Raw genomic sequence first — 23754 nt, 5'->3', positions numbered from 1 at the left:
AAAAAATAATGACAACCACATGTATGTAGTAAAAAGAGACGGAAGAAAAGAACTGGTCATGTTCGATAAGATAACGGCCAGAGTAAGGAAATTATGTTACGGCCTTAACGGGCTTGTAGATCCCTTAAAAGTAGCTATGCGCGTTATAGAAGGGCTTTATGATGGGGTGACCACTTCGGAACTGGATAATTTGGCGGCAGAGATAGCGGCTACTATGACCACTACCCATCCTGATTATGCAAAGCTGGCAGCACGCATTTCCGTATCCAACCTACATAAGAATACCAAAAAATCCTTTTCGGAGACCATGAAGGATTTATACGAATATGTAAATCCAAGAACCGGTAAAAAAGCACCATTACTTTCTGAGGAGGTGTACAAAGTGATACGGGAAAATGCGGAACAACTGGATTCTACAATTATTTATAACCGTGATTTCGGATATGATTATTTTGGTTTTAAAACATTGGAACGTTCCTATCTCTTAAAATTGAACGGACAAATTGCCGAACGCCCCCAGCATATGTTGATGCGTGTCTCGGTAGGGATACATCTGGACGATCTAGATGCGGCTATCGAGACTTATGAGCTAATGTCCAAAAAATATTTTACGCATGCTACGCCGACATTGTTCAATTCCGGTACGCCCAAACCACAAATGTCCTCATGTTTTCTTTTGGCAATGAAAGATGATAGCATAGATGGTATTTATGATACTTTAAAACAAACGGCTAAAATATCGCAGTCCGCAGGAGGTATCGGATTGTCCATACATAATGTTCGCGCAACAGGTTCGTATATAGCGGGAACCAACGGAACCTCCAATGGTATAGTGCCTATGCTCAAAGTCTTTAATGATACCGCTAGGTACGTGGATCAGGGCGGCGGGAAAAGAAAAGGAAGCTTTGCCCTTTATTTGGAACCATGGCATGCGGATATCTATGAATTTTTGGACCTTAAGAAGAACCATGGCAAGGAAGAAATGCGGGCCCGTGATCTGTTCTATGCCATGTGGATCTCCGATCTGTTCATGAAAAGGGTAGAGGCCAATGAAGATTGGACCTTAATGTGCCCGAACGAATGTCCGGGATTGTTTACCAACCACAGCGAGGAATTTGAAGAGTTATACACCAAATATGAAGCTGAAGGAAAAGGACGTAAAACGGTAAAGGCGCGTGAGTTATGGGAGAAAATCTTGGAATCCCAGATTGAAACGGGAACCCCGTACATGCTCTATAAAGATGCCGCTAACAGAAAGAGTAACCAAAAAAACTTAGGGACCATACGCTCTTCTAACCTGTGTACGGAAATTTTAGAGTACACTTCGCCCGATGAAGTAGCGGTCTGTAATTTGGCTTCCATTGCATTGCCCATGTTCGTGAAAAATGGGGCATTCGATCACAAAGAATTGTTCAAGGTAACCAAACGTGTGACCAAAAACCTGAACAAAGTCATAGATAGGAACTATTATCCCGTAAAAGAAGCGGAAAACTCCAACATGCGCCATAGACCTATAGGACTTGGGGTTCAGGGGTTGGCGGATACCTTTATCATGTTGCGTTTGCCTTTTACCAGTGATGAGGCCAAAGAATTGAACCAAGAAATTTTTGAAACCCTTTATTTTGCTGCGGTAACAGCTTCTATGGAAGCGGCAAAAGAAGAAGGGCCATATTCTTCCTATAAAGGATCACCGATCGCCAATGGCGAGTTCCAACATAACCTGTGGGGAATAAAAGATGAAGAATTGTCCGGCCGTTGGGACTGGGCCAAATTGAGAAAAGAGGTGAAGAAAAACGGCGTTCGCAACTCGCTATTAGTAGCACCGATGCCAACCGCTTCCACTTCTCAAATTTTGGGCAATAATGAATGTTTTGAGCCTTATACCTCCAACATTTATACGAGAAGGGTACTGTCCGGTGAATTTATAGTGGTGAACAAGCATTTGTTGGAAGATTTGGTGAGCTTGGGCATGTGGAACGAGAATATGAAACAGGAATTGATGCGTGCCAATGGGTCCATTCAGCATATAGAGACTATTCCACAGGATATTAGGAATCTGTACAAAACAGTTTGGGAGTTGAGTATGAAAGATATCATTGATATGTCCAGACATAGGGGATATTTTATTGATCAAAGTCAGTCCCTGAATTTGTTTATGGAGAATGCGAACTTTGCTAAATTGACCTCAATGCATTTCTATGCATGGAAAAGTGGCTTAAAGACAGGGATGTACTATTTAAGGACAAAAGCTGCCGTAGATGCTATTAAATTTACATTGGACAATACCAAAAAGAAAGAAGTTCCGGTAAGTATAGCTGCGCAGGCCGAAGTTGCTACCACTACCCCGGCCCCGGCAAGTACGGAAGCTGCCGTAGGGATGAAAGTAAAGGCCACGGCGGTAACCCCTCAGGAAGAGGTCGATATTAAACCCATGACCCCGGAAGAGATGAAGGCAATGATCGCCCGTTCGAAAGAGGGGCAAGGAGATGATGATTGTTTAATGTGTGGTTCATAACCTTTCTGTCTTCTTGAAAATTTGATAATGTTGATTAAAAAAGAGGCCCCGTTCTAATCTAGAACGGGGCCTCTTTTTTGCTTCAATAAAAGGGAAGCAACTTTATTTGTTTTCTATGTAAGGCTTCAATGCGCCTGCAAATAACAATGCGGCTCCATATATCATCAAAATTATTATATAGTTATCCATGGATGAAGTTTTAAGGGGATTTATAGTATATACGTCGTTATAACGTAAAAAAGATTACGGAAATTTTATCGGACGATGTAAAAAAACGTTAAAATTTAAGGGATGACCCTTTTCCTTTGAAAAATGCCCCGCCCAATGTGATCGCTCCGCCGGACAGGGTCATTTTTTGTATAAAACTTCTTCGCTTCATTTTATAGAGACCAAGCTTTTCCCGTCGTTAATTCCTGTACACCCCCACAACCTGTATATTCTCCGGGAATGGGCAGATAGGCCAATCCTTCTTTACCTGCATATTTGGATATTTTGTAACCCTGTATGGTCATACCCCCTAAGGTTATTGGCAAAAGCAAAACAGGCAATATCATCTTCCGTGGTGTATCCGGTCCTGTTCTATTTGGGCCGTTTTTCTATGATTCCTTTGGTCGACCGGCCTCCTTGAGAAAAGTTCCATGGGGCTATGGGCGGTTTTATAATCGTTTCGGTATTTCACCATTCTGCCCCGTTCCAATCTCGCATAATTCCTTGGCCGCCCAACCACCGCTAATTCCTGTTCCTACAACTTCTTCAGGAGAAGAAAAATCACTCATTTATTAAATTGTTTATCTTCTAAACTTATTAAATATTAAATTAATTTTCTACATTTAGTTGCTGTACTTATTGCAATAATCTTACTATAACATTGCAGAAGATTAATTATAATTAAAAATCAATTTTTAACCTATCACACAATACATGAAAAGAAGAAAGTTTATTCGTAATACTTCGGCGGCGGGCCTTGGAATATCCCTTATAGGAACATATGCCTGTAAAGAGGCCAAAAAAGAAAAGGAAATGGCCGCGGACGAAACAAAAAGTGCCGCTATATCCAAGCCCTTCTTTGAATTATCCTTGGCACAATGGTCCATTCATAAAATGATAAGGGAAGAGGGCGTGGATCCCTATACTTTTGCCGAAAAGGCCAAGAATTGGGGTTTTACCGGTTTGGAATACGTAAGTCAGTTATACAACCCGGAATTGTCCGATGCCGATTATTCGGAAGAGGCTATGGCAGCCTTTATCGATAAATCCAATGCAGAAGCGAAAAAACATGGAATGAAGAACGTATTGATTATGATCGATGGCCAGGGAAACCTTGCGGTAAGTGATGAGAAAGAACGTAATGAAACCGTGGAAAAGCATAAGAAATGGGTAGATGCCGCAGCCGCCATGGGATGCCATGCCATCCGGGTGAATTTGAATGGCAGTAGTAATCCCGAAGAATGGAAAGCGAACTCGGTAGATGGCTTGACCAAACTGGCTACCTATGCCAAGGAAAAGAACATTAATGTGCTGGTCGAGAACCATGGTGGTCTTTCCTCCAATGGCGAACTCCATGCGGCCGTAATGAAAATGGTGAATATGGACAATTGTGGGACCTTGCCGGATTTTGGCAATTTTTGTATTGCCAGAAAATCGGGTAGTTGGGATTGTGAAACACAATATGATAAGTATAAAGGGGTAAAAGAACTAATGCCCTATGCCAAGGCGGTAAGCGCCAAATCACATGATTTTGATGCTGCGGGAAATGAAACGGAGATAGATTATGTAAAAATGCTTCAAATGGTCAAGGATACCGGTTATACCGGATTTATAGGAGTTGAATATGAAGGTAGTAAACTTGATGAGGAAGCTGGAATAAAGGCCACTAAGGAACTGTTGCTAAAAGCGGCCAAAAAAGTTGTCTGAACATAGGTAGATAGTGTATGAAGGGTTTTTTAAACGAACTGTTCGATTATAATTTTTACTGTAACAAAAAAATAATCGACGAATGTATGGCCATGGAAAAGGTTCCGGATAAGAGCCAGGAACTTTTTGGCCATATTTTAAACGCCCATCATATTTGGAATGCGAGAATTCTCGGAAAACCACCTGAATATGATGTTTGGCAGAAACACCCGATTTCCGATTGGGGCGATATTCATTATGAAAACCAGAGAAGCTCTTTTGAGATTACGACCAATGCCGGTGCATTCGATAAGCGAATAGATTATGAAAATACCCAGGGCAGATTGTTTACCAATACGCTCCAGGATATATTGTTCCATATTATAAACCATTCGACGAACCATAGAGGTCAAATAGCAACGGATTTTAGAAAAAATGGGAAAGAACCTATAGTTTTGGACTATGTCCGCTACAAACGTTAGGTAATCCGTAATTAATTTGAGGACATATGTACGGCTTTGTATAATGCTGTTCCTGAAATTCTTTATCTGGGCTACTTTTGGTTATACCCATGGGGTTTTACCGTAATTGTATTGATTTGGAAATTTCAGCTAAATTGAAATCGGATTTTTTTCAGTATGATAGTGCCTTTTTTGTCCAACAAAGGGTTTTTACTAATGCTATTGAATATTTTTGTTTTAGGATAATTTAAACAACGTAAATACAATTATAAAATGCCAAAGAAAATTAGGTTAGGAATTTTAGGAGGAGGAGGAGATTCCCTAATAGGAGTGTTGCATAGGATAGCTGCCCATATCAACGATAACTATGAGATAACTGGGGCCGTTTTTAATCCGGATTTTGAAGCCAATGTGGAGTTTGCCAAAGAAATAGATGTTCCGTTAAAACGCATATACAAAGATTTTGATACGTTGGTCGAAGAGGAGATGAAACTTCCGGAAGACGAGCGCATTCAAGTATGTTCTGTCCTTACCCCTAATTTTTTGCATTTTCCAATGGCCAAAAAGCTATTGGACAACGGATTTCACGTCATTTGTGAAAAACCAATGACCACTACGTTGGAAGAGGCCAAAATATTACAGGAAGCCCATAAAAAAGCAGGAACCGTTTTTGCGTTGACCCATACCTATACGGGCTATCCCATGGTAAGACAAATGCGTGAAATGATCAAGGAAGGGGCTTTGGGCAAAATTCATAAAGTAGATGCCAGATATTATCAAGGGTGGATAAATACCATTATACACGATAAGGAAAAACGGTCCAGTGTCTGGCGATTGGATCCTAAGAAAGCAGGGATAAGTTCCTGTATGGGAGATATTGGGGTACACGCTTTTAATCTGGTAGAATATACGACAGGGCTTCGGGTAAAATCATTGCTCTGTGACTTTAATTATTTATATGAGGACAATCAAATGGATGTTGATGGAACCGTCCTTGTTAGAATGGACGCTCATGTAAAAGGGGTTATTAGGGGCAGTCAGGTGGCCACCGGAGAAGAAAATGGTCTTGCCATTGCCATTTATGGAGAAAAAGGAGCCTTCCGCTGGGAGCAAGAAAAACCTAATTTCCTATATAAATTGAGTGATACCGAGCCCGTACAGGTCTATAGACCCGGACATGCCTATAATTCCGAACTGTCTTTGGGCGGTACAAAGCTACCACCAGGACATCCCGAAGGAATTTTTGATTCCATGGCGAATATTTATTTGGGTGCGGCCAAGGCCATTCGTGGAGAAAAATATAATAATGGTGAATTTCCAACAATGTTGGACGGTGTTCGGGGCATGAACTTTATCGAAGCCACGGTGGCCTCCCATAAAAACGGGAATACTTGGATTGAAATGGAGTGATCTTTAAAAACCATCGGAATTAAAAGGGCCGAATTAATTCAGCCCTTTTTTGAAAGCTCTTTCCTGAAAAGGTGGGGCGTATACCGGAATAGATTTATAGAACAATTAAAAAACCTTTTCAAATTCCTCGCAAACAATGATCATACTCTCTTTGGGAACACGCTCAAAAGCCTCCAACTCCCTCGTATAATATTCCCAGTGTACCTTTTTCCAATAATCCAATGATTTATCACCTTCCCCTTCCAATTTCGCATAGTCCGCATCAATACTAAAAAAAGGTCTTAGTTTTACCGAAGTAATCCGTACAATACATTGGGCTTTCCCGTCCCAGTTGGTCACTACCTTAAAATCCCCCATTTTGGGCAATGGCTCATTATGGTGCTGTAGTCCTAACAGGGAATGTGATGTAGCTTTTTTAATCCCTTTTTTTACAAGCTTTGCACAAGTATCGGCATCTTCCTTATTGTCGCAAAAATGAACGACTTTCGGGGCATCTACAAAGGCATGCTCCAAGTGGGCATCCAGATAATCTCCCCACATATTTCTAGCTGACGCATTGTCCATAGGCTTATGTATTTAATATAAACGTGTAATTTAATTCACAATAAAGCAAATGAATTTAACAAGACCACGGTTTATGGGCTGTTTTCTACTTACTTTTCGATATTCGGTAAATAGAATATGAAATGGCCCTTGAAACCAGGTGTCCAGATATTCCATCACTCATAATAAGGTTATTGTTTATTTCGTTTTGATTCATCTTTGATTTTTTATCTTTTTCTGGAGGTATTCCCTATATTTATAACCGATCAATAAAAAAATTAAGAATAGCGCAACTACGCTTTAAATATAGGGTTAATTCCTAAATACTTCAAAGCAGAGGGAGCATCGATTTTAAAATATAAATAACGTTTTACTATGAAAACAATTAAAGGCCCTGCGGTCTTTTTGGCCCAATTCGTGGATAGCAAAGCACCGTTCAATTCTTTGGACGGCATGTGCAAGTGGGCATCCGATTTAGGATATAAGGGCATACAGATTCCTACTTGGGAAAATTTTCTGATCGATTTGGACAAAGCTGCGGAAAGTCAGGTCTATTGTGATGAGCTTAAAGGAAAGGTCAATTCCTATGGTCTGGAAATAACCGAGTTATCTACTCATTTACAAGGTCAATTGGTCGCAGTGCACCCTGCCTATGATCTGATGTTCGATAATTTTGCTCCTGATGAGGTCAAAAACAATCCGAAGGCCAGAACGGAATGGGCCGTTGATATTGTGAAAAAAGCGGCTACCGCAAGTAGAAGATTGGGAATAAAGGCCCATGCCACTTTTTCCGGGGCGTTACTTTGGCATACTTGGCATCCTTGGCCGCAACGCCCTGCCGGATTGGTAGAAATGGGATTTGAGGAATTGGCCAAAAGATGGATGCCCATTCTTGATCATTTTGACGAAGAAGGGGTAGATGTCTGTTATGAAATACACCCGGGTGAAGATTTGCATGATGGCGACACTTTTGAAAGATTTTTGAAGGCAACGGGCAATCATAAAAGAGTGAACATCCTTTACGATCCCAGTCATTTTGTACTGCAACAATTGGATTATATAAGCTATATAGACCATTATCATGAATTTATAAAATCCTTTCACGTAAAGGATTCCGAATTTAACCCGACCGGCAAAAAAGGAGCCTTCGGGGGCTATAATGATTGGGGCGATCGGGCAGGAAGGTATCGTTCTTTGGGCGATGGACAAATCGACTTTAAAACCATATTCTCCAAATTAACGCAATACGGTTGTGACGTTTGGGCGGTGATGGAGTGGGAGTGTTGCATTAAAAGCCCGGAGCAGGGCGCAAGGGAAGGCGCCCTATTTATTCGGGACCATATTATCGAAGCGACGGAGAAAGCATTCGATGATTTTGCCGGAGCGGCCATTGATAAAGAAGTACTAAGGAAAATATTGGGCACATAAAATAAGATACAATGAAAAAAACAACGATAATTTTATTGGCATTGGTGTTAAGCTTTGGCTGTAAGGACAAGCATAAGACCGAACGAATTGAAATAGCGGAAAAACTGGATATGCCGGAAAAAGCGAACAGTGAATGGGAAATACTCTTTGACGGTTCTTCCTTTGAACATTGGAAAGGTTATCTAAAGAACGATGTTGATGCGACATGGAAAATAGAGGATAACGCAATGGTATTTTATCCTCCAAAAGAAAGACCTAAAGGGGAGAGTTATAATCTGGTGACCCAAAGTGAATATACGGATTTTGTGCTATCCTTGGAATGGAAGATATCCGAAAAGGGCAATAGTGGTGTTTTTTGGGGAATCAAGGAAGATCGGAGATATGGTCAACCCTATGCTACCGGCCCCGAAATTCAAGTCTTGGATAATGAAAAACATCCAGATGCGAAGAACGGAACGTCCCGTCAAGCGGGTGCGCTATATGATATGGTGGCACCATCAAAAGATGTGACCAACCCCGTTGGAGAATGGAATACGATGATTATAATGGTGGATCATAAGAAAAATCGGGGTGGAGTGGTCTTAAATGATGTGGAAATCGTGAGTTTCCCTGTGGGAAATGAAAAATGGAATGAAATGGTCTCTAAATCCAAGTTTGCAGGTTGGGACGGTTTTGGCGAGTTTACAACGGGAAAAATAGGATTGCAAGATCATGGGGATAAAGTAGCCTACAGGAATATTAAAATAAAAAGGCTCTAAAAAAGAGAAGATGCTGAAATATGCTATGTTACCTGTCTTGGCTGTTATATTATTTTCCTGTCAGGAAGCTAAAAAAGCAGACATCTCCGCTAGGAAAAAATTAAAGGACGATGTCATTATCCTCCATGAAGAATATTCGGGAGAAGAGCCTACAACTCCAGAAGAAACAGAATTTTATGAACCAAAAGTCCCTATAGTCGGCCCGGCTACGAATGGCAATGTCCCCAATGATGCCATTATTTTGTTCGATGGTACGGGTCTGGACGATTGGATCAGCTCAAGAGATAGTACCGTGGCAAAGTGGCACTTGAACAAAGAAGAGGGCAGTATGACCGTAAAGGACAAAACAGGGAACATACAGACCAGACAAAACTTTGGGGATATACAATTGCATATAGAATGGCGTTCCTCTAAAGAAGTGCGGCGTGAAGGACAAAATAGAGGGAACAGCGGTGTTTTTCTAAGTGGAATATACGAAGTACAGATTTTGGACAACAATGACAATTCGACCTATGTAAACGGTCAAGTAGCCTCAATTTATAAACAACATGCTCCTTTGGCCATGGCCTCTGTACCCTCGGGAAAATGGAACGCCTATGACATCATTTATCATGCCCCTGAATTTAATGGGAAAGGGCAAAAGACAAAATCGGCAACGATAACCGTGCTTCAGAATGGCGTTCTCGTTCAGGACCATGTTGAAATTAAAGGGACTACTCCTAATGTAGGATGGCCCAAAAACCCGCCACATGGCAAGGGTCCCTTGCTTTTGCAGGACCATGGCGATAATAGTGGGGTGAGTTTTAGAAATATTTGGATCAGGGAATTATAGGCAAGTTTCAGTATTTGAAAAGGACTACCTTTGCCAAAATCTAATTGCAGACCATGATTAAATCCATGACCGGTTTCGGGAAACATGTCGTTCAGCTTCCCACAAAAAAGATTACGGTAGAAATCAAATCGCTCAATAGCAAGAGTATAGATTTGAATGCCCGTATGCCATCGTCCCATCGTGAAAAAGAACTTGAATTAAGAAAATTGATCGCGAACTCCTTACAAAGGGGCAAGGTAGATTTTAACCTTTATGTAGAGATAACGGGAGATGAGACAACGGCCCAGGTCAATGAGATAACCGTTAAACGCTATATGGAACAGTTAAGGTCCATTGCGGCTGGTGATGACCTGAGGCTAATGGAAATGGCCCTCCGCTTTCCCGATGCCATGAAAACGGACAAGGAGGATATAGAAGAGGAGGAATATACAGCTATTTTGGAAGCATTGGAGGGAGCTTTGGCAGAAGTCAATTCCTTTAGATCGGAAGAGGGCAGGGTTCTCGAAAAAGATTTTCTGGAACGGATCAGTGCTTTGGAAAGATTATTAGATCAGGTATTGGAAATGGATCCAGACCGCCAAGGTACCATTCGAGAACGTTTGGAAAAAGCCGTGAACGATATTAAAACAGAAGTCGATGCCAATAGGTTTGAACAAGAACTCATCTATTATCTGGAAAAATATGATATTACGGAAGAAAAGGTACGTCTGGCCAATCATTTGGACTATTTTAAGAAAACCTTGCGATCCGATGACAGTAACGGTAAAAAGTTGGGATTCATTTGCCAAGAAATAGGACGGGAAATCAATACCATAGGTTCAAAGGCCAATTATGCACCCATGCAACAATTGGTCGTGCAAATGAAAGATGAACTGGAAAAAATAAAGGAACAAATGTTGAATGTCTTGTAGGATGTACAGAAGTATAAGGCTGGAATTTTATTTTTTGACACTTGAATTTTAAGATATGGAGGGAGGCAAACTTTTGATTTTTTCGGCCCCATCGGGTAGCGGTAAAACCACCATAGTCCAACACCTTTTAAAACAACCGGATTTAAATCTGGCGTTTTCCGTATCCGCTACTTCAAGACCTAGAAGGGGCAAGGAAAAAAATGGGGAGCATTATTACTTTATGTCCGTTTCCGAATTTAAGAAGCACATTAAGAACGATGACTTTTTGGAATGGGAAGAAGTGTACAGGGATAATTTTTATGGTACCCTTAAAAGTGAGGTAGAACGCCTCTGGGAAGAAGGAAAGAACGTGATTTTTGATATCGATGTGGCGGGCGGGCTCAGGATCAAGAAAAAATTTCCTGATCTGACCTTGGCGGTATTTGTAAAGCCCCCAAGTGTGGACGAGCTTAAAATTAGACTTAAAAAAAGAAGCACCGAGAGCGAAGACAAAATAAATATGCGTATTGCCAAGGCATCTGTTGAACTGGCCACTGCTCCCCAGTTTGATCGTACCATAAGGAACTATGACCTGGATACCGCCTTAGAGGAAGCCCATACCCTTGTAGCGGAATTTGTAAACGACTCTTTAAAAAATTAAGAAAACGTATTTTCTCGACGCCTTGAACTTGCCAAAACCGAAATATTTTAAAAGTTGTTTTGCCACTGCACCGTATATTGGGATAACTTTGGGATGCCCATTTTTACGGAAATGAAAACAACACCCTTTTAATGAAAAAAATAGGACTATATTTTGGCACTTTTAACCCAATACATGTGGGTCATATGGTCATTGCGAACCATATGGTGGAGTTTTCGGACCTGGATGAGGTTTGGTTCATAGTAACCCCACAAAGTCCTTTTAAGGTCAAGAAAACATTATTGGGCAACCACCATCGTTACCAAATGGTGATAGAGGCCACCAAAGATCTGCCCAAGCTTAGACCAAGCAATATAGAATTTGACCTTCCCCAACCCAACTACACCATAAACACGTTGGCACACCTTTCTGAAAAATACCCGAAAGGATATCAATTTTGCCTCATTATGGGAGAGGATAACCTTAAAAGCTTCCATAAATGGAAGAACTTTGAAACAATCCTTGAAGGTTATGAACTCTTTGTTTACCCCAGAATTTCAGAAGGTACGGTAGCGCATCAATTTAAAGGGCACACAAAGATACACCGCGTAAAAGCACCCGTTATGGAAATCTCATCAACATTCATTAGAAACGAGCATAAGAAAGGGAAAAACGTGAGCCCAATGCTTCCTGCAGCGGTGTGGAAATATATGGATGAAATGAACTTTTACAAATAACCCCTCTAATTTTCGGGCAACTCTACTCTTGCCGGTTCAACGGAACTATCGTGTTCATTGTAATATTGCTCCAGTAAATTGGTAATGGCGGTCATTAGGTCTTTGGTTTCCAATAAAATAGAGAAATATAGGGTTGTGTTCTTAGGGCTGGATTCTTCCGTACGGGTTCTGGAAACCTGCTTTTGTATTTTTTCGGAAACCAAATCGTACAACTCTTGTTTGGTACTCAAAATATTGCCTATTTGTTCAAAAGACCTTTCTTCAAAAGCCATTTGTGTTTTATTTAGGACATCCTCTAACTTCAGGTCAATTTCCTTAAGTTCCTTTATTTGGTTGTATTTTAGTTTCTTGTGATTATTATTCACATGCTTATGGCTTACCTTACTAATATATTCCAAGGATTGTGACATATCCGTCAAGTGTGCCATTGCGTCTATATAGAAATTACTGGCACCGATATGAGCCTCGTCCAGGTTTTTGATAAAATAGAACGTATCGTCCCTGAGGCCCTCTATTTCCGTGGATAGTTTAGAGACCTGTTTTTTATTCTTCTTTAATAGATCCAGGTCTTGTCGTGCCAACCCGTTTACGGAGTTGGAATAAATCTTATTCGTCCTTTTTACCACGTTGGCGATATTGGTAGCGGTTTCTTCTATTACACCTTGGATAGAGCTGCTCTCCGCCCGGTTTAAGCTGTCCTCTGCCCGTAACTCCTTGGCCTTTTTATTGTATGCGATATAGTTTCTGGCCAATAGCAATACGGCCGTGAACAATAATATGGCAATGGCCGCTCCCTTGCCAAAATTAATAAGGGTCAAAACGGTACCTGCCGCTATAAATGCTATTATTGCCGTACCGAACCATCCGCCTATTACGTTCAGTACACCGGCCACCCGATATACCGCACTTTCCGCCCCCCAGGCCCTGTCCGCCAATGAAGTACCCATAGCCACCATGAAAGTAACATAGGTAGTTGACAAGGGTAATTTATAGGATGTCGCAATAGAGATCAAGATGCCGGCTACCGTTAAGTTTACGGCCGCCCGTACCATATCGAATGCAGGAAGCTGGTGTACTTTGTCCTTGGAAAGCGCAATGACAGGCTTTTCAAATTGCCTGTTCATGGTAGAGACCCATGAACTGGGTAAGATCATTGTAAACCAATCGGATAATAGAACCGTTCCCCGAACCAGGCCCCGTGAAAGAAAGTTGGGTTGAAAACGTTCGTTGGCCTCACCTTCCCTGGATAAGTTAATTTCCGTATCCGCTACGTAGCGTGCTTTTTTAGAAAGCCATAAGGTAACCACCATAACAATACCCGATAAGAATAATAATAAAGTTGGTGTCGGTACTTTTTTGGAGAGGACTTCCATACTAAATTCGGAAGCAGGTATTCCCGAGACCACCCAAGCTTCATACGATTGCCATCCGGCAATGGGCACGCCTATAAAATTTACCAGATCGTTACCCGCGAATGCCAAGGCCAATGCAAAGGTTCCCACCCCGATAATCAATTTATAGATATTGGTTTTCGCAAAATTCATCAAAATATAGGATAGAAAGGACCATACTATAAAATTTGCCCCTACAATGGCGATCCATTGATCCTCTAGAAAATCCTTTATTTTCATCCCTCCGATAATATCAAAGGTTTCACCTGCATAGGGAGTACCTTTAATACCTTTCATCAAAATAAAATAGGTAATCGCGGAAAGGGCCACACCACCAAAGAGGGCTCCGGCCCATTTGGGCTTCTTCTCAAAGTTATAGGACAAAAGCAATCGGGATACCCATTGTACGAGTGCACCAATGGTAAAGGCCACGACCACCGAGAGCAGAATGCCGGAAATAATCTGCATTGCCTTTTCCGTGTTAATGTAATTGACCACTTCGGAAAAATTGCCACCGCCCGCTATTATCTTCAGCAGGGCCATGGCGACCGCCGCTCCCAATAAATTAAAAACAATGGACACTGTTGTAGATGTCGGCATACCCAAGGTGTTAAAAAAATCCAAGAGCAGGATATCGGTTATCATCACGGCCATAAAAATGAACATGATCTCATTAAAATAGAATTCACCCGGATTAAAGATTCCTTTTCGCGCCACTTCCATAAGTCCGCTTGAGAATACGGCTCCACAGGCAATACCCAAACTGGCAACGATCATAATGGTCTTGAATGAAATAGCCTTTGATCCAATAGCGGAATTCAAGAAGTTAACGGCATCGTTACTTACGCCTACGACCAAATCCGCAATGGCCAGCACAGCTAGGGCAATAACGATTAACAGGTAAATATTATCCATAATAAAATTTCATAAAAATAAAAGCAAATATCTATAGCAAATCTTCAGTGTAAGTTATCTAAATGTTATGTTTTTAGTTTAAAAATGGAGGTCTAACTGTAGCCTATACATTAAGTTATCCGTACTGTTCTCTGAAACGTCTAGGTAACTCAAGTCCGTTTGTACCTTTAGTTTGTGGCCAACAATATATTTTGATAGCCCCAGGGTGTATTGTTTTACGGGATTTCTCCCTGTGATCGTTTCATCCAATTGGATATCCGTATATCTTCCGGAAACCTCCCAATTTGTTTTAAAAAGGTATCCGGTCTGTAGATTTAATCCATTGCCTATTTGTACCACATCCCCGGTTAAGCTGCCATCGGAGTTTTTCGCCAATGGATCGTCCGCTGATCTATTGGCGTATTCCGCCATAAATGAAAAGCCTTGGTATTTGAACATGGCATCTATAAAAACGGTTTTAATATCGGTACTATAAAATCCCGTATCATTGACCATATAAGAACCTAGATTACTTCTGGTCTTTACCGCATCTTGATTAAAATCATACGATGCCGCGAGCATTAATTTTGGTGTTTCCTCACGTTTTAGGTCACTGGCGCTATAATCCCCCTTGCTCTTAAATTTTCCAAATGGCAATAGTTCCAATCTTGCCGTGTATTGGTGGCCACCTAAATTTCCTTCGGTTATATTTCTTCCCTCGCCCTGTGAAACGGCCAATTTTTCACGCACCAAAAAATCCTTTGTCAAATTAAAGTGGTGCCTTAATTGAAATCCTATATCCCTATCTATATTAAACCTGCTATTGAGTAAAGACCGATCCACTTGCTGTAAATTTCCTGAAGAGATAACGCGTTCAATATTTCCGGGAAGTTTGGTCTGCCCTACCCATAGTTCAAAATTGCCCGCAAAATTCCACATTACTACGGCATCCAGTATATAGCGCGGCGTATTACGGGTAAATTCCGAACCACCTGAAATATCGCGGTTAGAAAGCCCTAATTCTAGTTTATATTTTAATTTAGGGGAATAGGCATAGCCGTCAAATTTTAGACGGGCCCTACGTACCAGGAAATTTTGATCCGGATTTACCAGGCCACCGTTTTGATCTTTGTCCCAATTTGCAATAGACAACAATTGCATTCTGGCACCCACCTTCATGGTCCAGCTACTATCCTTTCCAACAAGGTTAAAGAGGCCTTTGCCAAATGCCGGGGCACTTTCCTGGGAAAAGATTGAAAAACATACACAAAGCAACGACCCTAAGGTCAGAATTTTTGATTTCATTAATTTATTGGTTTTTGTCGGGTGCAAATAACCAATATCAATGTTAAGTTAATGTTTTCTGAATGTTATTTCTATATTTTTATCCACTAATAAAAAGGCTACCTTAATAAGAAGGTAGCCTAAGGATTTCAGGAAGTAGTCGACAAAAACCAATATCCAAAAGAAATCCGGATTTTTACGAAAGCCACGTCAAAGTTGTATAATGCAATCCAACTTAAAGTCATATCAGGTTTACGTAAGTATTGAAACTCAAGATTACTTACTTCTTTTTTCGCTCGATACTATTGAGACCGTTTCCTTCTCGGTGTTCTTTTTACTTGACGTATAAAGGCCGGTTTCGGATAAGGATTTAGCATGTAGGGTTTCAAGAATCGCAATATTGGAATCCCCGACGATCTCAATGGACCTTTCTATAGGTTCATACCCTAAAAAAGTTATTTGAATGATATAAGTGCCGGGAGTTACGTCCAAAATTTCAAAGTTTCCGTTAAAGTTGGTCCGTGTGGACCATTCTGTATTCTTTAAGGTTACCTGGGCCATCAATAAAGGTTCATTATACATTTCCGCATCGAGTATCTTTCCACTCACTATACCGGAGTCTTGAGCAAAAGAAAGGGAAAAGCTTAGCAATGAGAATGTCAATAATAGGTTTTTCATTTATTGATATTTTTTGTTTTTGTAGGTGTACAAGAATCTTGAATTTTGCCCACTTACGTTTCAATAACCACGAATACAGGTGTATGGCCTGCACCCGTCCCGATACGGTGCAAATAAAGACAGAGAAGGTTAACTTAAGGTTAAATACAAGTTATTTGTATATTTTGGAAAGGTTAAGAATAGGTCTTTTTTCGTCCGGGATTAAATTTCCCTGAAGGGCAAAAAATGTATCTTGCGACATTTAATTAGTTGCAATGAATTGGGAGCAATTACTTTCCTTAAGGCGTAAGGGGGATAAAAACAAAAGATTAAGAAACGAACAGGACGAAACCCGTTTGGGTTTTGATGTGGATTATGATCGTATCATTTTTTCGGCAGCCTTTAGAAGCCTGCAGGATAAAACTCAGGTTATTCCACTTTCTAAAACTGACTTTGTACATACACGGCTTACCCATAGCCTGGAAGTTTCCGTTGTAGGAAGAAGCTTGGGACGACTTGCGGGACAAAAAATATTGGAAAAACATCCTTATCTCAAAGAAATACACGGATACGGCTTTAATGATTTTGGAGCTATAGTGGCCGCTGCGGCATTGGCGCATGATATCGGGAACCCTCCTTTTGGCCATAGTGGCGAAAAATCGATAGGGGAATATTTTAAGACGGGCAATGGTAAGGCCTTTAAAGAGGTACTTTCGGAGAAAGAATATCAAGATATTATTGATTTTGAGGGGAATGCCAATGGATTTAGGTTAATGACCCAAAACAAAGCGGGTACATCCGGAGGGCTTAGATTGAGTTATGCTACGTTGGGGGCCTTTATGAAATACCCCAAGGAATCCTTGCCCAAAAGACCATCAAAACATATAGCGGATAAAAAATTCGGGTTTTTTCAAACCGAGAAAACGGCTTTTGTAGAGATAGCGCAGGAGTTGGGGTTGATACAGACCCGTTCCGATAACGGTAAGGAGGGAGCATCCGTTTCTTTTGCACGGCACCCTCTTACCTATTTGGTAGAAGCGGCAGATGATATTTGCTATACTATAATCGATTTTGAAGACGGAATCAATTTAGGCCTTATTTCTGAGGATTATGCTTTGGAATACCTGATTAAACTGGTCAAGGATACCATAAATACCAAAAAGTACAATGCTTTGGAGTATAGGGAAGATCGTTTGAGTTATCTGCGCGCCCTTGCCATTAATACTTTGATTCAGGATGCCGTCTCTATTTTTATCGAAAATGAAGAAAAAATACGGCAAGGGGATTTTGGGGTCTCGCTCATGGATAAAAGTAAATACGATGCCCAAATCAAGGATATTATAAGCCTGAGCGTGGAAAAAGTATACCGATCGGCCGAAGTGGTGGAAAAAGAGATTGCGGGCTACCGGATAATATCGGATATTTTAGATGTATATGTGGATGCATTGGTACAAAAAAAGAAAGGTACTGTCTCCAACTATCATAAACTGATTTTAAGGACCCTTCCAGAATTCTATCAAAGGACAGAGGTATCGCTCTATGAAATTTTATTGAATACCTGCTGTTATGTAGCCAGTTTATCCGATAGCTCGGCCGTTCATATCCATAATAAAATAAAAGGAAGCCAGCTTTAAAAACTATAGGATGCACCTACCCCGAGTACCTGTTTAAACTGTATTCTGGGTTCACCGGGATTTGTGACAATACCATTGGCATCTTTTATCTCATCAAAAAGAATATCGTCATCATAGATAACCTGTGTGCCCAAAGTGGTCAAAATATACTTGTTTACCCTAAGTTTTAAATTCAGTTCCCAGTCGATATCTACATTTCCAAAGCTATTCAAATAATCGGAATATAGGTTGACCCTACTCTTTAGATCGATATTTTTTGAGATGTTCCAATCCCAATTGTGGGTAATCAGAAATCCGAGTTCCAATAGATGGTTTTCCCCTGGGGTTATAACATTTCCGTCCGTATCCAATATGGCCTTGGCAACTCCAAAAGCACCTTTGTCCGCAAGTTCCTGATCCAATACAAATGTAGATTTTTGTGTAAGTGGCGAAATATAAAGATTAAACCTTTGGTCTTTACTAATGTAGGATGTACCTGCACCGAAAAACAGATATCCCGGGGCCATAAAACGGGAAATAGGAGTATCCCTATCGGGATATTTGTACCCATTGGAAAACTGTGTGTTAAAGTTTAACTGTATAGAATAATACCAATTGTTAATAGTATCCCTTCTATAACCCACGTTGGAGTTAAGGCGTATAACATCTTCGGACTTGCGCAACCTTCTTCCCTCTTGGGCGTTAAGCCCATATCTTAAGTCCAGGTTATTGTCCCATTTAAAGTATCTGAATTTATAATTCCGCTTAAATTTCAAGAAACCCAATCCACTTACCGCATTATTCCCACCAGCATTCCAGTTTACGAAGGCTACTTCGCTCAGGTTGATACCAACATTATTTTCTTTTTGCCAGAAAGAAGGTATCCTAAAACGTTTGAACCTGTCTTTTAAAGGTTTGGTCTTTTTAAAGGAGATAACAGGGTGGGTCAGGTTTACCCCCCTTGGAATATATTTTATCTTATCCTGTGTTTTTCGGATGACTATGGTATCAATAACGATAGAATCAATACGAACGGAATCCGGTGCTATCGGAACGGGAATGCTATCTTGGGAAAGCCCCGTGGTTACCACTATGAGAAAAATGAAAAGAGGCAACAATTTCTTGGGCGTGACCTGTTTTTTCATAAGATTTCCTGTATATATTTTTTAATGGATTCCTTGTCCAACCCCGCTATGGTATAAAGTTCCTGTACCGAACCATGTTCCATAAACTTGTCCGGGATGCCAAACATCTTAATATTCTTACGGATTTTAAACTCGTTCATGAACTCAAGAACGGCACTTCCAAACCCACCTTTTACAGAACCGTCTTCCAAAGTAATGATATGTGTGTATTTTTCACAAATTTGCTTTAGTAATATAACATCTAAAGGTTTTATAAATGAAAAATCATAATGGCCAATTTTTTCTTTATCGAGTTCCAATGTAATCTCGGTTGCCATGTTTCCAATGGGGCCGGTACTTAAAATGGCTATATTTTCACCTGTTTTGATTTCCGTGGCCTTACCTATTTTTATTTTTTCCATGGGTTTTTCCCAGTCCGTTAATATGCCTCTTCCCCGGGGGTATCGTATAGCAATAGGATGGGGCAGGCCCAATTGTGCGGTAAACATTATGTTGCGTAAAGCTATTTCGTTCAGTGGCGAAAAGATGATGAGGTTTGGGATACAACGTAGATAGGGAATATCAAAAACACCGTGATGAGTGGCACCGTCCCGGCCCACCAGACCTGCTCTGTCCAAACAGAAGACGACAGGCAGATTTTGAAGTGCCACATCATGGATTACTTGGTCATAGGCACGCTGCAAAAAAGTTGAATAGACATTGCAAAAGGGAATCAACCCCTCTACGGCCATTCCCGCGGCCAGTGTAACGGCATGTTGCTCTGCAATACCAACATCAAAAGCACGTTCGGGAATTTCGTCCATCATATATTTTAATGAACTACCGGTTGGCATGGCGGGGGTAATGCCCACAATCTTTTTATTTTTTCTGGCCAATGCAACAATGGTCTTTCCAAATACGTCCTGAAACTTGGGAGGCTGTCCCAGTGTAGGTTTTTTAAGTAATTCCCCGGTATCTTTATTGAACTTGCCCGGAGCGTGATAGGTTACTTGATTTTCCTCGGCCTTCCGCAACCCTTTGCCCTTGGTGGTGATTATATGAAGCAATTTAGGGCCGGATATTTTTTTCAACCGTTCAAATTCATTGATCAACCCTGTAAGGTCATGCCCATAGATCGGTCCAAAATAATTTAGGTTAAGGCATTCAAAGATATTCTCCTCTTTGGCCGTTCCTTTTTTTACATTGGTCAGGTATTTTTTTAACGCACCCACACTGGGATCTATACCAATGGCGTTATCGTTTAAAATAATCAATACGTTGGCATTGGTCACGCCTAAATGATTTAGCCCTTCAAAAGCCATTCCACTGGCAATGGACGCATCTCCGATAACAGCGATATGTTGTCTATCTCTTTCTCCGTTCAATTGCGAAGCGATAGCCATTCCCAATATGGCCGAGATGGAAGTGGAACTATGCCCCGTGCCAAAAGCATCATATTTACTTTCACCTATTTTCGGAAACCCGCTTATGCCACACAATTGTCTGTTAGTGTCAAAAATGTTCTTGCGGCCGGTCAAAATCTTATGCCCATAGGCCTGATGCCCAACATCCCATATCAATTTATCATTTGGTGTGTCAAATACATAGTGCAGGGCAATGGTTAATTCTATAACGCCTAGACTGGCCCCCAAATGACCTTCTTTTGTAGCTAAAACATCTATTATGAAGGCCCTTAGTTCCTGGGCAAGTTTGGGTAATTGTCCTGTGTCCAGTTCTCTTAAGTCCTTTGGGACTTTAATATGGTCTAAGAGTGTTTTCAATGAAAAGGTTGCAAGTAACAAAAGTACTTTTTTTACAACGGATAACAATTGTTTTATTACATGATGATCAGTGCTGACAATGTTGTATTTTTAAGCGATGATTTTACCGTTTGACGATACTTATTTCATGAAGAAAGCACTGCAAGAGGCAGAAACGGCTTTTGAAAAGAATGAGATTCCGGTGGGTGCCATAATCGTTATCGGGGATAGGATTATAGCCCGTGCCCATAATCTGACGGAACAGCTGAACGATGTTACGGCCCATGCCGAAATGCAGGCCATTACGGCGGCGGCCAATTTTCTGGGCGGAAAATACCTTCACGATTGTACATTGTACGTAACTCTGGAACCTTGTCAAATGTGTGCCGGGGCACTGTATTGGAGCCAGGTATCCAAGGTAGTTTATGCCGCAAAAGACCCAAAACGGGGATATAAAACCATGGGAACAAAACTTCACCCAAAGACTGAAGTTCTTGGAGGAATACTTGAAAACGAAGCCTCGATACTTTTAAATAAATTCTTTGAGAAATTGCGGAAATAAAAAAACCACGCTTGGCGTGGTCTGTCGATTTTTCAAAAAGCAATACGTATAGTTAAAGGACCTGAACTTGTCCTGCAACGATGCCTTTTCTTCCTTCCTCTTCAATATATTCCACCTTATCCCCTTCTCGTATCTCCGTTCCGTTAAGAGCGGTCGCATGAACAAAAATGTCCTTGCCTGTGTCGTCATTGGTAATAAATCCATATCCTTTGGATTCATTAAAAAATTTTACTGTGCCGGTCATTAAAATAAAAATTAGAAATTAATATCCCTAATTTAATATTTTTTATGGGAAATACATGAAAATCAATACATTAATTGCCTATTCTTGGGTTTCGGATTTCTTAGGGCTTTTTCCCTGCATTTTCCGGATATTCTCGTCTGTTAGCATATAATCCTTCATTTTTTTGCCTTTACTTTCCTTTATCAGAAAGAGGGGCATTGCGATCAGGAACAGTCCCAATGTTCCCGAACCAATATATTTATTTGCTAAATGTTGTTCATTTTCTTCCAGGGAGAAACCATAGATAATTAATCCAAAAGATGCGATTACGATCAATGTTATAAAATATTTCATCCATTTTAATTTCATGTTCAAAATTAGGAAATATAGGGATCCAGTGCTATTTGGTGAAATTAATGAGTTCCCTTCTATATGCGGTCAATAGTTTGGATTTGGATACAAACCCTTCGTATTTGCCGTTCTTGACTACCGGAAGGTTCCATGCTCCACTATCCTGAAACTTCCGCATTACTTTTTGCATGCTGTCCTTTCCATAAAAAATATGTTCCGGTGCATTGTGCATAAAGGTTTTCACTTTGGTGGTGCCATACAACCTTGTGTCGAACATAAACTCACGAATGTCATCCAATAGGATAATGCCCACCAAAGATCTGTTTTCATCCACAACGGGAAAAATATTACGGGTAGATTTTGCTACCGCTTCATGCAGCATGTCGCCCAAAGTGGTTTCCGGGGTAACGGGTCTAAAGTTTTTCTCTATGATATCATCCAATTGCATCAAGGTCAGAACGGCCTTGTCCTTATCATGGGTAAGTAGGTCGCCCCGTTCTGCCAACTCCCGGGTATAGATGGTGTGATCCACGGCGTTCTTTGTTATCAGATAAGAGATGGAAGCCGTAATCATTAAAGGGACAAAAAGGGCATAACCCCCCGTAATTTCCGCGATAAGGAATATTGCGGTCAAAGGTGCATGTAGCACTCCCGCAATGAGGCCGGCCATACCGATTAATGTAAAATTACTTTCGGATACGGAGAAACCCAGACCAATATGGTTGATCAATTTGGCCACAACGTTCCCCAAAGCACTGCCCATTACCATGGTGGGGATGAAAATTCCACCCGCACCTCCTGCCGCAAATGTTGTGGTCATGGCTACGGCCTTAAAAATGGTAATACCAAAGAGCAGTGCGATAACCACCCAAATATTATCCAAATACATATCGAAAGGTGTTGTCCCCAATGCCTTTAAATGATTGCCGTCCAATAGGTGATTGATAAAACCAAAACCCTCGCCATAAAGCGGAGGAATAAAATACAACATGGTCCCAATGGCCAATCCACCTACTAAAAGTCGATATTTAGGGCTTTTTAAAGGTTTGAAGAGCTTAATAATGCCAAAATACATTTTGGTGAAATAAATGGATGCCACTGCTGTGCCGACACCTAGCGCGATGTAAAACAAGGTATCCTTGATTTCAAATTCCTCGGTTATCGTAAAATTAAAAAGAGACTCGTTTCCCAGAAAGAAATAGGAGGTAAGTACCCCGGAGATCGAGGCCAATAACAAGGGCAACATAGAAATCATGGTCAAGTCCAGACTAAAGACCTCAACGGCAAAAATAATGGCCGCTATGGGTGATTGGAATATGGAAGCAATGGCCCCTGCAGATGCACAGGCAATCAATAAGGAGCGGGTTTTTACGGTAACATGAAAAAGTTGCCCTAGGTTGGAACTTATGGCGGCTCCTGTGGCTACCGCCGGACCCAATAGACCTACGGAACCTCCAAATCCAACGGTAAGCGGTGCGGCGACCAGTTGTGTTAAAATTTGCTTTCTTGGAATGACCCCCTTCTTTTTGGAAAGTGAAAAGAGAATGGAGGAAACGGCATGTTGCAGCTTTTGCTTATGCACAAATTTCACATAAAGATATACCAATGTCAACCCCGCAATGGGCAGAATAAAGTACAACTGGTTTCTGGAAAAAATAATACCGCCTTCTAATGAAGACTCAATAAAATAAGTGATATTTTTTAATGTTACGGAGGCCAGACCGGCCAAAAAACCTACCAGGATACTAAGAATATAAATGAACATTTTATTGGAAATATGTTTATATC

General features: G+C 40.9%; 22 protein-coding genes and 1 pseudogene. 12 read left to right on the top strand and 11 right to left on the bottom strand.

The window, feature by feature from the left end:
- Nucleotides 1-19: 19 nt before the first annotated feature.
- On the top strand, nucleotides 20-2515 hold the full coding sequence (locus tag ACKWB9_RS03420) for a ribonucleoside-diphosphate reductase subunit alpha (protein ID WP_414001589.1): 2496 nt from the start codon (nucleotides 20-22) through the stop codon (nucleotides 2513-2515).
- Between the two features lie 380 nt (nucleotides 2516-2895).
- Here ACKWB9_RS03420 and ACKWB9_RS03415 read toward each other — a convergent pair whose 3' ends face one another.
- Together ACKWB9_RS03415 and ACKWB9_RS03410 are read right to left on the bottom strand one after the other, a co-directional pair.
- Entirely contained in the window at nucleotides 2896-3027 is a 132-nt protein-coding gene (locus tag ACKWB9_RS03415; protein WP_414001588.1) for a hypothetical protein, read from the bottom strand.
- 70 nt (nucleotides 3028-3097) lie between these two features.
- Nucleotides 3098-3291: pseudogene (locus ACKWB9_RS03410) on the bottom strand (GMC family oxidoreductase); the annotation flags it as partial.
- 145 nt (nucleotides 3292-3436) lie between these two features.
- On the opposite strand from ACKWB9_RS03410, the gene ACKWB9_RS03405 reads away from it, so the two are divergent.
- The 3 genes from ACKWB9_RS03405 to ACKWB9_RS03395 all read left to right on the top strand — a co-directional run bounded on the left by ACKWB9_RS03405 (nucleotide 3437) and on the right by ACKWB9_RS03395 (nucleotide 6279).
- Nucleotides 3437-4429, top strand: coding sequence for a sugar phosphate isomerase/epimerase family protein (locus ACKWB9_RS03405; RefSeq protein WP_414001587.1), 993 nt, complete (start codon nucleotides 3437-3439; stop codon nucleotides 4427-4429).
- A 17-nt stretch (nucleotides 4430-4446) separates the two neighbouring features.
- A complete protein-coding gene (locus tag ACKWB9_RS03400; protein WP_414001586.1) occupies nucleotides 4447-4890 on the top strand; it encodes a DinB family protein in 444 nt (147 codons plus the stop codon).
- A 252-nt stretch (nucleotides 4891-5142) separates the two neighbouring features.
- Nucleotides 5143-6279 carry a Gfo/Idh/MocA family protein gene (locus ACKWB9_RS03395; RefSeq protein WP_414001585.1) on the top strand — a complete coding sequence of 379 codons (1137 nt, stop codon included), beginning with the start codon at nucleotides 5143-5145 and terminating at the stop codon, nucleotides 6277-6279.
- Between the two features lie 105 nt (nucleotides 6280-6384).
- On the opposite strand, the gene ACKWB9_RS03390 is transcribed toward ACKWB9_RS03395, so the two are convergent.
- Nucleotides 6385-6843: an ASCH domain-containing protein gene (locus ACKWB9_RS03390; protein WP_414001584.1), complete on the bottom strand. Its 459-nt coding sequence runs from the start codon at nucleotides 6841-6843 to the stop codon at nucleotides 6385-6387.
- A 354-nt stretch (nucleotides 6844-7197) separates the two neighbouring features.
- Between ACKWB9_RS03390 and ACKWB9_RS03385 the strand changes: the two genes are divergently transcribed.
- The 6 genes from ACKWB9_RS03385 (at nucleotide 7198) to nadD (ending at nucleotide 12107) form a co-directional block, all read left to right on the top strand.
- Complete coding sequence (locus ACKWB9_RS03385; protein ID WP_414001583.1) at nucleotides 7198-8250, top strand: sugar phosphate isomerase/epimerase family protein; 1053 nt, start codon at nucleotides 7198-7200, stop codon at nucleotides 8248-8250.
- Nucleotides 8251-8261: 11 nt separating this feature from the next.
- On the top strand, nucleotides 8262-9008 hold the full coding sequence (locus ACKWB9_RS03380; RefSeq protein WP_414001582.1) for a 3-keto-disaccharide hydrolase: 747 nt from the start codon (nucleotides 8262-8264) through the stop codon (nucleotides 9006-9008).
- 10 nt (nucleotides 9009-9018) lie between these two features.
- Nucleotides 9019-9840 (top strand): 3-keto-disaccharide hydrolase, encoded by an 822-nt coding sequence (locus tag ACKWB9_RS03375; protein WP_414001581.1) that lies wholly within the window; start codon nucleotides 9019-9021, stop codon nucleotides 9838-9840.
- Nucleotides 9841-9893: 53 nt separating this feature from the next.
- The gene (locus ACKWB9_RS03370) at nucleotides 9894-10751 is read left to right on the top strand and encodes a YicC/YloC family endoribonuclease (RefSeq protein WP_414001580.1); all 858 of its coding nucleotides are present in this window, start codon (nucleotides 9894-9896) and stop codon (nucleotides 10749-10751) included.
- A 55-nt stretch (nucleotides 10752-10806) separates the two neighbouring features.
- Nucleotides 10807-11391 (top strand): guanylate kinase, encoded by a 585-nt coding sequence (gene gmk, locus ACKWB9_RS03365; RefSeq protein ID WP_414001579.1) that lies wholly within the window; start codon nucleotides 10807-10809, stop codon nucleotides 11389-11391.
- Nucleotides 11392-11522: 131 nt separating this feature from the next.
- Nucleotides 11523-12107 (top strand): nicotinate (nicotinamide) nucleotide adenylyltransferase, encoded by a 585-nt coding sequence (gene nadD, locus ACKWB9_RS03360; protein ID WP_414001578.1) that lies wholly within the window; start codon nucleotides 11523-11525, stop codon nucleotides 12105-12107.
- Between the two features lie 5 nt (nucleotides 12108-12112).
- On the opposite strand, the gene ACKWB9_RS03355 is transcribed toward nadD, so the two are convergent.
- The 3 genes from ACKWB9_RS03355 to ACKWB9_RS03345 form a co-directional block, all read right to left on the bottom strand.
- Nucleotides 12113-14413, bottom strand: coding sequence for an inorganic phosphate transporter (locus ACKWB9_RS03355; protein ID WP_414001577.1), 2301 nt, complete (start codon nucleotides 14411-14413; stop codon nucleotides 12113-12115).
- Between the two features lie 78 nt (nucleotides 14414-14491).
- Nucleotides 14492-15697 (bottom strand): porin, encoded by a 1206-nt coding sequence (locus tag ACKWB9_RS03350; RefSeq protein WP_414001576.1) that lies wholly within the window; start codon nucleotides 15695-15697, stop codon nucleotides 14492-14494.
- 255 nt (nucleotides 15698-15952) lie between these two features.
- Entirely contained in the window at nucleotides 15953-16354 is a 402-nt protein-coding gene (locus ACKWB9_RS03345) for a carboxypeptidase-like regulatory domain-containing protein (protein WP_414001575.1), read from the bottom strand.
- A gap of 254 nt (nucleotides 16355-16608) precedes the next feature.
- On the opposite strand from ACKWB9_RS03345, the gene dgt reads away from it, so the two are divergent.
- Nucleotides 16609-17967, top strand: coding sequence for a dGTP triphosphohydrolase (dgt, locus tag ACKWB9_RS03340; RefSeq protein WP_414001574.1), 1359 nt, complete (start codon nucleotides 16609-16611; stop codon nucleotides 17965-17967).
- Here the strand turns inward: dgt and ACKWB9_RS03335 are convergent.
- Nucleotides 17964-19091: a DUF3078 domain-containing protein gene (locus ACKWB9_RS03335; protein ID WP_414001573.1), complete on the bottom strand. Its 1128-nt coding sequence runs from the start codon at nucleotides 19089-19091 to the stop codon at nucleotides 17964-17966. The genes dgt and ACKWB9_RS03335 overlap by 4 nt on opposite strands.
- Nucleotides 19088-20851 (bottom strand): 1-deoxy-D-xylulose-5-phosphate synthase, encoded by a 1764-nt coding sequence (locus tag ACKWB9_RS03330; RefSeq protein WP_414001572.1) that lies wholly within the window; start codon nucleotides 20849-20851, stop codon nucleotides 19088-19090. Before ACKWB9_RS03330 ends, ACKWB9_RS03335 begins: the two co-directional genes overlap by 4 nt.
- Nucleotides 20852-20948: 97 nt before the next feature.
- Between ACKWB9_RS03330 and ACKWB9_RS03325 the strand changes: the two genes are divergently transcribed.
- A complete protein-coding gene (locus ACKWB9_RS03325) occupies nucleotides 20949-21392 on the top strand; it encodes a nucleoside deaminase (protein WP_414001571.1) in 444 nt (147 codons plus the stop codon).
- A 52-nt stretch (nucleotides 21393-21444) separates the two neighbouring features.
- Here ACKWB9_RS03325 and ACKWB9_RS03320 read toward each other — a convergent pair whose 3' ends face one another.
- From ACKWB9_RS03320 to ACKWB9_RS03310, 3 genes are all read right to left on the bottom strand, one after another.
- Nucleotides 21445-21636: a cold-shock protein gene (locus ACKWB9_RS03320; RefSeq protein ID WP_414001570.1), complete on the bottom strand. Its 192-nt coding sequence runs from the start codon at nucleotides 21634-21636 to the stop codon at nucleotides 21445-21447.
- Nucleotides 21637-21714: 78 nt separating this feature from the next.
- Nucleotides 21715-21969, bottom strand: coding sequence for a hypothetical protein (locus ACKWB9_RS03315; RefSeq protein WP_414001569.1), 255 nt, complete (start codon nucleotides 21967-21969; stop codon nucleotides 21715-21717).
- A gap of 46 nt (nucleotides 21970-22015) precedes the next feature.
- Nucleotides 22016-23731 (bottom strand): chloride channel protein, encoded by a 1716-nt coding sequence (locus ACKWB9_RS03310; RefSeq protein WP_414001568.1) that lies wholly within the window; start codon nucleotides 23729-23731, stop codon nucleotides 22016-22018.
- Nucleotides 23732-23754 lie beyond the last annotated feature (23 nt).

It is taken from the genome of Maribacter spongiae, from assembly GCF_047345125.1.
Lineage (GTDB): Bacteria > Bacteroidota > Bacteroidia > Flavobacteriales > Flavobacteriaceae > Maribacter.
The sequence above is the reverse complement of the archived record's forward strand: the minus strand, read 5'-3'. Positions and strand labels throughout refer to the sequence as shown.